Here is a 10,341-nt window from a genome sequence, read left to right as displayed (position 1 = left end):
CCCCCCCCCCAACCCCACCCCCCCCCCCGGTCCGCGGGGGGGGGGGGGGGGGGGGGGGGGGGGGCCCCCCCCCCCCAACCCCCCGCGGGGGGGGCCGCCGCCCCCCCCCGCGCCCCACCCGCGCCCCCCCCCCCCCCCCCCCCCCCACTACCGTTCGCCCCGGGCGCGCGCGTAACACACGTGGCCTGTCCCGGGGCTGTCATCGCGACCCCGCACTTCATCCTGCGTCCACTGCCATTCATGCAGACTCGGTCGGCTAATCCCTGATCGACCGGAGATGGCTGCCGATGGAAGCACTGGAGCCTCAACACACCCCGGTGCGCACCCTCCGGCCCGTCTTCGCCTTCGCGGCGATCGTCGTCGTTGCCTTCGCACTGTTCGTCAGCCTGTTCCCGCTGGGCGCCGGCCGCCTGCTGGTCAAGGCGCAGGACTGGGCCGCGCTCAACGTGGGCTGGTACTACCTGCTGGCGATGACCCTGTACCTGGTGTTCGTGGTCGGCGTGGCCCTGTCCAAGTACGGCGGCATCAAGCTGGGGGCCGACCATGACGAACCGGAATTCAGTTATCTGTCGTGGGCCGGCATGCTGTTCGCCGCTGGCATCAGCATCACCCTGTTCTTCTTCTGCGTCTCCGAACCGCTGACCCATTACCTGCAGCCACCGCAGGGCGATGCGGCCGCCGGCGAGGCGGGTGCGCGCCAGGCCATGCAGCTGCTGTTCCTGCACTGGGGTCTGCATGGCTGGGGCGTGTTCGCGCTGGCGGCGATGGCGATGGCCTACTTCGCCTACCGGCACAACCTGCCGCTGGCGCTGCGATCGGCGCTGTACCCGCTCATCGGCAAGCGCATCAACGGGCCCATCGGCTACACGGTGGATGCACTGGGCATCGTCGCCACCGTGTTCGGCATCGGTGCGGACATGGGCTTCGGCGTGCTGCACCTCAACGCCGGCCTGACCCATCTGTTCAACGTGCCGCACTCCAACCTGGTGCAGATCATCCTGGTGGCCAGCATGATGGGCGCCGCGGTGGCGGTGGCGGTGTCCGGCGTGGAAAAGGGCGTGCGCTGGATGGCCAACATCAACATGCTGCTGGCCATCGCGCTGGTGCTGTTCATGCTGTGCGCCGGCCCCACCCAGTACCTGCTCAGCACGCTCATGCAGAACCTGGGTGATTACCTGGGCAGCGTGGTCGGCAAGAGTTTCGATGTGTACGCCTACGGCGGCCGGCCGGAATGGCTGGGCGGCTGGACGGTGTTCTACTGGGCCTGGTGGATCGGCTGGGCGCCGTTCGTGGGCCTGTTCATCGCGCGCATCTCGCGCGGCCGCACCATCCGCGAATTCGTCTTCGGCGTACTGCTGATCCCGCTCGGCTTCACCTTGGCGTGGCTGTCGATTTTCGGCAACAGCGCGCTGGACCAGGTGCTGCACCATGGCCAGCAGCAGCTGGCGCAGCTTGCGGTGGATGATCCACCCACGGTGCTGTACGCGCTGCTGGATGGTTACCCGTGGAGCAAGGCGGTGATCGCGGTGACCGTGCTGGTCAGCTTCATCTTCTTCGTGACGTCGGCCGATTCGGGGGCGGTGGTGCTGTCCACGCTGTCCTCGCACGGTGGTGCGCCGGAGGACGATGGCCCGCGCTGGCTGCGCGTGTTCTGGGGTACGGTGATCGCGGTGCTGACCGCCGGGCTGCTGCTGGCCGGCAGCATCGACGCATTGAAGTCGGCCGTGGTGCTGGCCTCGCTGCCGTTCTCGGCGGTGCTGCTGCTGATGATGTGGGGCCTGACCCGCGCCTTCAGCGATGAATCGCACCGCGAGCGTGCGCAGCAGTTCCGACCGTCACCGCTGATCGGCGACGACCGCCACCACCAGGGCTGGCGCCAGCGCCTGAGCCAGGCCATGCACTTCCCGGTGCGCGACCAGGTCTACCGCTTCATGGATGACACGGTGAAGCCGGCAATGGAAGCGGTGGCCGAGCAGCTGCAGGGGCAGGGCTGGGAGGTGGTCACGCGCTTCGAGGCCGGTGACATGGAGCTGTCGGTCAACCATGGCGAGCAGCAGGACTTCCAGTACCGGGTGATCCTCAGCGGCTACCTGACCCCGTCGTTTGCCGCGCAGCAGCTGCGCAACCAGCGCTACTACCGCGCCGAGGTGCATCTGTTCGAAGGCAGCCAGGATTACGACCTGGTGGGCTACAGCCGCAAGCAGATCATCAACGACATCATCAGCCAGTACGAACGGCACCTGCAGTTCCTGCATCTGAGCCGGTGATGGGTGGGTGCGGACCGTTGGTCCGCACCTCCGTGCAGAGCCGAGCCCACGCTCGGCTCAACCCTCTGGCGATCAGACCCGCAGCAGCACCTTGCCGCCACGCCCCGACTGCGCGCTGGCGGTCGCGGCGGCCTTGATGTCGTCCAGCGCGAAGATGCCGTCCACCGGCAGGGTCAGTTCGCCGCTGGCCGCGCGCTGCAGCAGTTCGCCGACCAGGCGGCGCTTGTCTTCCACCGCCATTGCCTGGCTGACCTTGCTGCCCCAGAAGCCCTTCACCGTGGCTTCCTTGTAGATCAGGCCGCTGGCCGGGATGCGCATCGCCTCGCCACTCATCACGCCGAACGACACCAGCGTGCCGTGCAGGCCGAGCAGGTCGACCAGGTCGGCGCTGGCTTCGCCGCCGATGGAATCAACGGCTGCTGCTGCCTGCGCCTCACCCGTGGCTGCACGCACGCGGTCTTTCCAGCCGTCCTGCGAGGTGTCGAACACATGCTCGATGCCCAGCGCCTGCAGCTGCGCTACGGCCCTGGCATTGCGCACCAGGTTGGCCACGTTGACGCCGCGTGCGCGGGCCAGCATCGCCAGCGATTTGCCGACAGCACCGTTGGCGGTGTTCTGCACGATCCACTGGCCGGCGTCCACCTTCAGGAACTCCAGCAGCATCAGCGCGCTCAGCGGCATCGCGATCAGCTGTGCCGCGGTTTCGTCGGCGATGGCGTCCGGCATCGGGATGACCATCCGTGCCGGCGCGATGAACGCCTCGGCCCAGGTGGCGTGCACCGATGCGGCGGCCACGCGCTGGCCGACCTGCAGGCCTTCCACGCCTTCACCCAGCGCATCGACCACGCCCAGTGCCTCGCTGCCGCCGACAGCCGGTAGGGTCGGCTTGTAGCCGTACAGGCCGCGCACGGTCAGCAGGTCGTGGTTGTGGATCGAGGCGAGCGTGGTGCGGATGCGCACTTCGCCCGGGCCGGGTTCGGGCAGGGCAACATCGGCGATGGCAAGGACGGTGGCGGGATCGCCGAAGGCGGAATAGAGGGCGGCGCGCATGGACGCATCCATGAAGTAGGAATGTTCATTACATCTGGGGATGTGCGCGCGGTCGACAAGGCACTGGTGGTGCAACACGGCATCCTGCGACGGATCGTCGCGGAATGTACTCATCACCGCATCTTGTGTTGACGATCTTCAATATCCCCACTATGTTGTGGCCGTCACTCCCGGTCAGCCGCCGCCGCCGGACATGCAGCAAACGTCCCGCGGCCCGCCCCTGAAGGCTTGCCGTGTCGACGCGGCCGCCATCGTGCGGACGCAGATCGCCCCCCACGGCCCGGATACCGGCCGCAGGCGCAGGCTCATCGCCGACGGTCTGACGTTCCCGCGCAATGGCACACCAACCGATTGCCCTGGGCGCCGGTATCGCGCGCAGGGCCGCCATGGCATCGACGCTTCGAGGCGTGCGTGCCTGGAGATGCAGGACAATGACCGACAGTACCTACCGCGCGGCCGATCTGGCCGGCGCCGGCGACGCCATGCGCGCCGGTGGCGAACGTGTGCCCACCTGGATCACCAAGGAAGCCGGCAATCGCCGCCTGCCGTTCGAGGCCGAGCGCCTGCAGCGCAGCATCGACGGCGTGCATGCCGAGTTCCCGCAGCTGGATGTGAGCGACTACCGCCGCGTGGTGCAGGCGATGGTCGAGCGCAAGCCCAGCATCAGCGCCGATGACCTGGTCGACCTGCTGATCCGCGAGGCGGAATCGCGCGTGGACCTGGTGGCGCCGGAGTGGGAGCAGTTCGCGGCAAGGCTGTATCTGCGTCGGCTGTACAAGCGCGCCAGCCGCAACCGCTTCTACGATGTCAGCCTGAAGTACGGTTCCTACGTGGGCCTGCAGGAAAGCCTGGCCGACCGTGGGGTCTACAGCAACGACATCCTGCGCTGCTATTCGAAGGACGAACTGCAGCAGGCCGGGCAGATGATCGATCCCGAGCGCGACCGCCTGTTTGCCTATAACGGCCTGTACCTGCTGGCCACGCGCTATCTCGCCACCGATGGCAGCCGCGAAGTGTACGAACTGCCGCAGGAGCGCTGGCTGACCATCGCCCTGTACCTGATGCAGGACGAAAAGCCGAGGGAACGCCGCATGCAGCTGGTGGGCGAGGCCTACTGGGCGCTGTCCAACCTGTACATGACCGTGGCCACGCCCACCCTGGCCAATGCCGGCAAGGTCGGCGGCCAGCTGTCCAGCTGCTTCATCGATACGGTGGATGACAGTCTGCAGGGCATCTACGACTCCAACACCGATATCGCCCGCGTGTCCAAGCACGGTGGCGGGGTCGGCGCCTACCTGGGCTATGTGCGCAGCAGCGGCGCGCCGATCCGCGGCGTGCCCAATTCGTCCGGCGGCGTGGTGCCGTGGATCAAGCAGCTCAACAACACCGCCGTGTCGGTCGACCAGCTCGGCCAGCGCAAGGGCGCGGTGGCGGTGTACCTGGACATCTGGCACCGCGATATCGAGGCCTTCCTCGATCTGCGCCTGAACAACGGCGACCAGCGCCTGCGCGCGCACGACGTGTTCACGGCGGTGTGCGTGCCGGACCTGTTCATGGAGGCGGTGGAGCGCCGCGCCGACTGGTGCCTGTTCGACCCGCACGAAGTGAAGCAGGCCAAGGGCTGGTACCTGCAGGACTTCTACGATGAAACACGCGGTGCGGGCAGCTTCCGCGACCGCTATGCCGAACTGGTGGGCGACGAGCGCATCAGCCGCCGCACTGTGCGCGCCATCGACCTGTTCAAGCGGATCATGGTCAGCCAGCTGGAAACCGGCAACCCGTTCCTGTTCTACCGCGATGAAGTGAACCGGAAGAACCCGAACAAGCACGCGGGCATGGTCTATTCCAGCAACCTGTGCACCGAGATCCTGCAGAACATGAGCCCGACGCGGATGATCCAGGAGATCGTCAGCGGCGACCAGATCGTCACCACCCGCCGCGCCGGCGATTTCGTGGTCTGCAACCTGTCCTCGATCAATCTCGGCCGGGCGATCACCGCGCCGGACGACCTGCTGGCAAAGGACGTGCTCGAGCGTCTGATCCCGATCCAGGTGCGCATGCTCGACAACGTGATCGACCTCAACGCGCTGCCGGTGCCGCAGGCCACCATCACCAACCGCAAATACCGCGCCATCGGCCTGGGCACCTTCGGCTGGCACCACCTGCTGGCCCAGCAGGGCATCCACTGGGAAACGCCCGAAGCGGAGGCGCTGTCGGACACGCTGTTCGAGCGGATCAACTTCCTGACCATCCAGGCCAGCGCGCAGCTGGCGAAGGAGAAGGGCAGCTACCCGATGTTCACCGGCAGCGACTGGCAGACCGGCGCCTACTTCCGTGACCGTCGCTACGAGGGCGCGGGCTGGGACAGCCTGGCCCGTGACGTTGCAACGCACGGCCTGCGCAATGGCTGGCTGCTGGCGGTCGCGCCGAACATGAGCACCGCGCAGATTGCCGGTTCCACCGCATCGATCGACCCGATCTACAGCGCGTTCTACTACGAGGAAAAGAAGGACTTCCGCCGTCCGGTGGCCGCACCGGGGCTGTCGCTGGAAACGTGGCCGTACTACGAAAAGGGCGCCTACAAGGTCGACCAGTTCGCCAGCGTGCGGCAGAACGCGCGCCGCCAGCGCCATGTCGACCAGGCGATCAGCTTCAACCTGTACGTGCCCAGCACCATCCGCGCCAGCACGCTGCTGGAGCTGCACCTGAGCGCGTGGCGCGAGGGCCTTAAGACCACGTACTACGTGCGCTCCAACGACATCGACATCAGCGAATGCGAGTGGTGCTCGAGCTGACGCGCAACGGTAGCGCCGGGCCACGCCCGGCGAGCGCAACACGCGGCCGTCATACATCCCGCCGGGCATGGCCCGGTGCTACCCCTTGCAGGTAAGACCATGGCAACCCCCCTCGACCGCATCAAGATCCTCGAACCGCGCCACCCCAACCGGAGCACCGGCATCATCAACGGCCGCACCAGCGGCATCCTCAACTGGAACGACATCCCGTACCCGTCGTTCTATCGGGCCTACAAAGAGCTGTCGACCAACTTCTGGATCCCCGACGAGGTGGACATGAAGCTGGACGCGCGCCAGTACGGCGAGCTGTCCGGGCGCGAGAAGAACGCCTACGACTCGATCATCGGCCTGCTGGCCACGCTCGATTCGCCGCAGACCCGTTTCATCTACAACGTGGCCGAGTACATCACCGACCCGGCCGCGCATGCCAACGCGGCGATCATCGGCCAGCAGGAGGTGATCCACAACGAGAGCTACAGCTACGTGCTGGCCTCGATCACCGACCTGCCGAACCAGAACCGCATCTTCGAGATCGCGCGCACGCACCCGACCATCATCAAGCGCAACGCGCCGATCATGGGAGCGTATGAAGATTTCATGCGTGAGAAGACCGCCGAGACCCTGCTGAAGTCGCTGATCCAGTCGTCGATCCTGGAAGGCATCAACTTCTATTCCGGCTTTGCGTACTTCTACAACATGGTGCGGCAGAACCGCATGACCGGTACCGGCAAGATCATCAGCTTCATCAACCGCGACGAGCTGGCCCACACCAAGTTCATCAGCGAGCTGATCCGCGCCATCATCGGCGAGAACCCGGAGCTGCAGACCAATGAACTGACGGCCTACGTGCACCAGGCATTCGAGCATGCCATCGAGCTGGAAACGCAGTGGTCGTCGGAAGTGCTGGATGGCATCGACGGCATCGACGTGGAGGAAATGACCCGCTACGTGAAATACCGCGCCAACAAGATGGCCGGCATGCTGGGCATCGAGCGCCTGTACAGCGACACCACCGACAACGTGATGCCGTGGATCAAGGCCTACGCCGACAATTTCACCGAGACCAAGACCGACTTCTTCGAGATGCGCAATGCAAGTTACAAGAAGACCAACGTCGACAACGGCTTCGACGACCTCTGAACCCGGCGCGGCGCTGCGCATCCTGGTGGTGGTGGCCTCGCTGAGTGGCAATACCCGCGAGCTGGGCCGGCTGATCCAGGCGCGCTGTCTGGCCGCCGGGCATGCGGTGCACTGGCAGGAGGCTGATGACCTGCGTTCTGCTGCCCCGCTGGCCGCCGATGAGGCTGACCTGGTGCTGCTGGGCAGCTGGACCGACAACGCTGGGCGCACGCCGTCGGAGATGAAGGCTTGGGTGGCCGGCATCGCCGAGCGTGGCCAACGCCCGCGCCAGCTTGCGGTATTCGGTACCGGCGAGACGCAGTGGGGGCAGGAGTACTACTGCGGCGCCGTGCACCGGCTGATCCGCTATTTCAACAGCAGCTACCCGCCGCTGGAAATCGAACAGATGCCGCATGGCGCACGCCACGCCGCGGCCATCGACGCCTGGACCGATGCGGTCCTGGCCCATTACCGGAGTACGCACGATGCAGATCATCGACGCCACCACGCCTGAGCAGTTCCAGCAGTTGCTGGCCGAACACCCGCGGGTGCTGGTGGATTTCCACAAGGACCAGTGCCCGGGCTGCCGGATGCTGGAGATGTCGCTGCACCGCGTGGCCAACAGCGTGGCGGGGCAGGGCACGACCCTGCTGCGCGTGCAGCTGGAAGTGCTGGGCGAAGCGTTTTTCCGCGAGCTTGGGCTGCGGCAGACGCCGACCTTGTCGCTGTTCCGTGATGGGGATGAGCGGCAGCGGCTGGCCGGTTTCCAGTCGCCGCAGCAGATTGAAGCCGCGATCGCGCTGCACTTGTAGAGCCGAGCCCATGCTCGGATGCCGTTCGCGCGGTGATGGGCATCCACGCACGGCGTGGATCTACTGGGGTCGGATCCCTCGCCACAGGCGAGGGCTCTGACCCCGCAACGACGCGTGGCGTGGATCTACTGGCCGTGATGACCGGGGTCAGAGCCCTTGCCTGCGGCAAGGGATCCGACCCCAGGGTTCCGGATTACGCGCCGGCGAAGGTATCCACCAGCAGCTTCACATTCAACGCCACGATCACCACGGCGATCGCCCAGGCGATGCTGCCCAGCCAGCGTGGGGCCACCAGTGCGCCCATCGTGGCCTTGTCGGTCACCAGCCGTACCAGCGGAATGATCGCGAACGGCAGCTGCATCGACAGCACCACCTGGCTCAGCACCAGCAGCTTCACCGCACCCTGGTCGCCGAACAGCAGGATCACCACCACCACCGGGATGATCGCCAGCGCACGGGTGATCAGGCGCCGCAGCCACGGTGGCAGCCGCAGATGCAGGAAACCTTCCATCACGATCTGCCCTGCCAGGGTGGCGGTGACCGTGGAATTCAGGCCCGAGGCGAGCAGGGCCACCGCGAACAGGGTCGAGGCCAGGCCCACGCCCAGCATCGGTGCCAGCAGCTGGTGCGCCTGTTCGATGTCTTCCACATCAAAACGGCCATTGGCATGGAACACCGCCGCGGCCAGGATCAGGATGCTGGCGTTGATGAACAGCGCTAGAGTCAGCGCGATCGTGCTGTCGGTGACCGCCCAGCGCAGCGCACTGCGGCGGCCGGCATCGGTACGCGGATAGGCGCGGGTCTGCACGATGGAGGAGTGCAGGTAGAGGTTGTGCGGCATCACCGTCGCGCCAATGATGCCGATGGCGATGTACAGCGCGTGCGGATCGGTGACCACCTGGGTGCGCGGGATGAAGCCGCCCAGCACCTCCATCACCGGCGGCGCGGCGAGCGCGATCTGTAACAGGAAGCAGCCGAAGATGATCATCAGCAGAGCGATGACGAAGGCTTCCAGTGCACGGAAACCGCGGTTCATCAGCAGCAGCACCAGCAGCGTGTCCAGCGCGGTGATCACCGCACCCCACAGCAGTGGCAGGTCGAACAGCAGCTTCAGCGCGATGGCGGTGCCGATCACCTCGGCCAGGTCGCAGGCGATGATCGCCGCTTCGCACAGTGCCCACAGCGCCAGGTTGACCGGCTTGGGGTAGCGCGCGCGGCAGGCCTGGGCCAGGTCCATGCCGGTGGCGATGCCCAGCCGCGCCGACAGCGCCTGCAGGATGACCGCCATCAGGTTGGAAATGAGGATGACCGAGAGCAGCAGGTAGCCGAAGCGCGAACCGCCGGCGAGGTCGGTGGCCCAGTTGCCCGGATCCATGTAGCCGACCGAGACCATGTAGCCGGGGCCGATGAAGGCCAGCAGGCGGAACCACCAGTGGCCCTTGTCGGGTACGGCCACCGAGGCGTTGAGCGCGCCGAGGCTGGCTGCGGGGGCGGCCGGGGAGTCGGTGGGCGCGACGGTGTTCATGGCTGCAATATAGCCACTGCTATATCCATTAGCAATGTGAAACAATCGTCTTTGCTGCGTCACTGGTCCAGAATTCAGGTTCAGATCCGGAAGTCATCGGCAGGACAGGCACTCGCGTGGGCAAGACAGGCGCTTCGACATCGGCAAAGAACCCCCCCTTGATCGAGGCCGAGCGCCAGGTCGAGAGCTTCCGGCAGGTGCGCGAGGCACACCGGATGGAGCTGGTCGAGGACTACGTGGAGTTGATTTCCGACCTGCTGGCCGACGGTGGTGAAGCGCGCCAGGTCGATATCGCCACGCGCCTGGGCGTGGCCCAGCCGACGGTGGCGAAGATGCTGCGGCGCCTGGCCCGGGATGGCTGGGTGGTGCAGCGTCCTTACCGCGGCGTGTTCCTGACCCCGGAAGGCGAGGCGCTGGCCCATGCCAGCCGCGAGCGGCACCAGACCGTGGAGCGCTTCCTGCTGGCGCTGGGCGTGGACCCGGATACGGCGCGGCGTGATGCCGAGGGCATCGAGCACCATGTAAGCGAGCAGACACTGGCGCTGTTCGAGGCGTTCGTGAGGAAGTCTGAGGGCTGAGGTGTGTGCGCAGGGCTTGCAGCCCTGCACCTGCTGCAATCAACGTCAACTTCAACGGCAAAAGCTGGCTATCCGTGGGATGGCGGGGTGGGTGCGGTTGAGGGGGGCGCTGCAAGTTACTCCCTGTTAGCCCGGTCGCCGCATCCATGCCGCTAACGCCACGTCAACCCGACCCCACCCCCCATAGACAGTTTT

Annotated in this window: 8 protein-coding genes; 6 read left to right on the top strand and 2 right to left on the bottom strand. The window is 66.4% G+C overall.

The annotated features are described in order from the left end of the window. Nucleotides 1–287: 287 nt before the first annotated feature. Nucleotides 288–2,267, top strand: coding sequence for a choline BCCT transporter BetT (gene betT, locus ACVOK1_RS19170; RefSeq protein WP_200752486.1), 1,980 nt, complete (start codon nucleotides 288–290; stop codon nucleotides 2,265–2,267). A 72-nt stretch (nucleotides 2,268–2,339) separates the two neighbouring features. Here betT and ACVOK1_RS19165 read toward each other — a convergent pair whose 3' ends face one another. Beyond that, nucleotides 2,340–3,317 (bottom strand): zinc-binding dehydrogenase, encoded by a 978-nt coding sequence (locus tag ACVOK1_RS19165; protein WP_481562955.1) that lies wholly within the window; start codon nucleotides 3,315–3,317, stop codon nucleotides 2,340–2,342. Nucleotides 3,318–3,799: 482 nt separating this feature from the next. Here ACVOK1_RS19165 and ACVOK1_RS19160 point away from each other — a divergent pair, with 482 nt between their 5' ends. From ACVOK1_RS19160 to ACVOK1_RS19145, 4 genes are all read left to right on the top strand, one after another. Then, the gene (locus ACVOK1_RS19160) at nucleotides 3,800–6,112 is read left to right on the top strand and encodes a ribonucleoside-diphosphate reductase subunit alpha (protein ID WP_481562954.1); all 2,313 of its coding nucleotides are present in this window, start codon (nucleotides 3,800–3,802) and stop codon (nucleotides 6,110–6,112) included. Between the two features lie 99 nt (nucleotides 6,113–6,211). Continuing rightward, complete coding sequence (locus ACVOK1_RS19155; RefSeq protein ID WP_481562953.1) at nucleotides 6,212–7,252, top strand: ribonucleotide-diphosphate reductase subunit beta; 1,041 nt, start codon at nucleotides 6,212–6,214, stop codon at nucleotides 7,250–7,252. Between the two features lie 25 nt (nucleotides 7,253–7,277). Then, on the top strand, nucleotides 7,278–7,745 hold the full coding sequence (locus ACVOK1_RS19150; protein WP_481562952.1) for a flavodoxin: 468 nt from the start codon (nucleotides 7,278–7,280) through the stop codon (nucleotides 7,743–7,745). Next, complete coding sequence (locus ACVOK1_RS19145) at nucleotides 7,717–8,043, top strand: thioredoxin family protein (protein WP_150454143.1); 327 nt, start codon at nucleotides 7,717–7,719, stop codon at nucleotides 8,041–8,043. Before ACVOK1_RS19150 ends, ACVOK1_RS19145 begins: the two co-directional genes overlap by 29 nt. A 193-nt stretch (nucleotides 8,044–8,236) precedes the next feature. On the opposite strand, the gene ACVOK1_RS19140 is transcribed toward ACVOK1_RS19145, so the two are convergent. Next, nucleotides 8,237–9,568, bottom strand: a complete 1,332-nt coding sequence (locus ACVOK1_RS19140; RefSeq protein ID WP_481562951.1) for an Nramp family divalent metal transporter — start codon at nucleotides 9,566–9,568, stop codon at nucleotides 8,237–8,239. A 116-nt stretch (nucleotides 9,569–9,684) separates the two neighbouring features. Between ACVOK1_RS19140 and mntR the strand changes: the two genes are divergently transcribed. After that, the gene (gene mntR / locus ACVOK1_RS19135; protein ID WP_481562950.1) at nucleotides 9,685–10,146 is read left to right on the top strand and encodes a manganese-binding transcriptional regulator MntR; all 462 of its coding nucleotides are present in this window, start codon (nucleotides 9,685–9,687) and stop codon (nucleotides 10,144–10,146) included. The last annotated feature ends 195 nt before the right edge of the window (nucleotides 10,147–10,341 follow it).

This window comes from Stenotrophomonas sp. STEN087 (assembly GCF_056759115.1).
The sequence above is the reverse complement of the archived record's forward strand: the minus strand, read 5'-3'. Positions and strand labels throughout refer to the sequence as shown.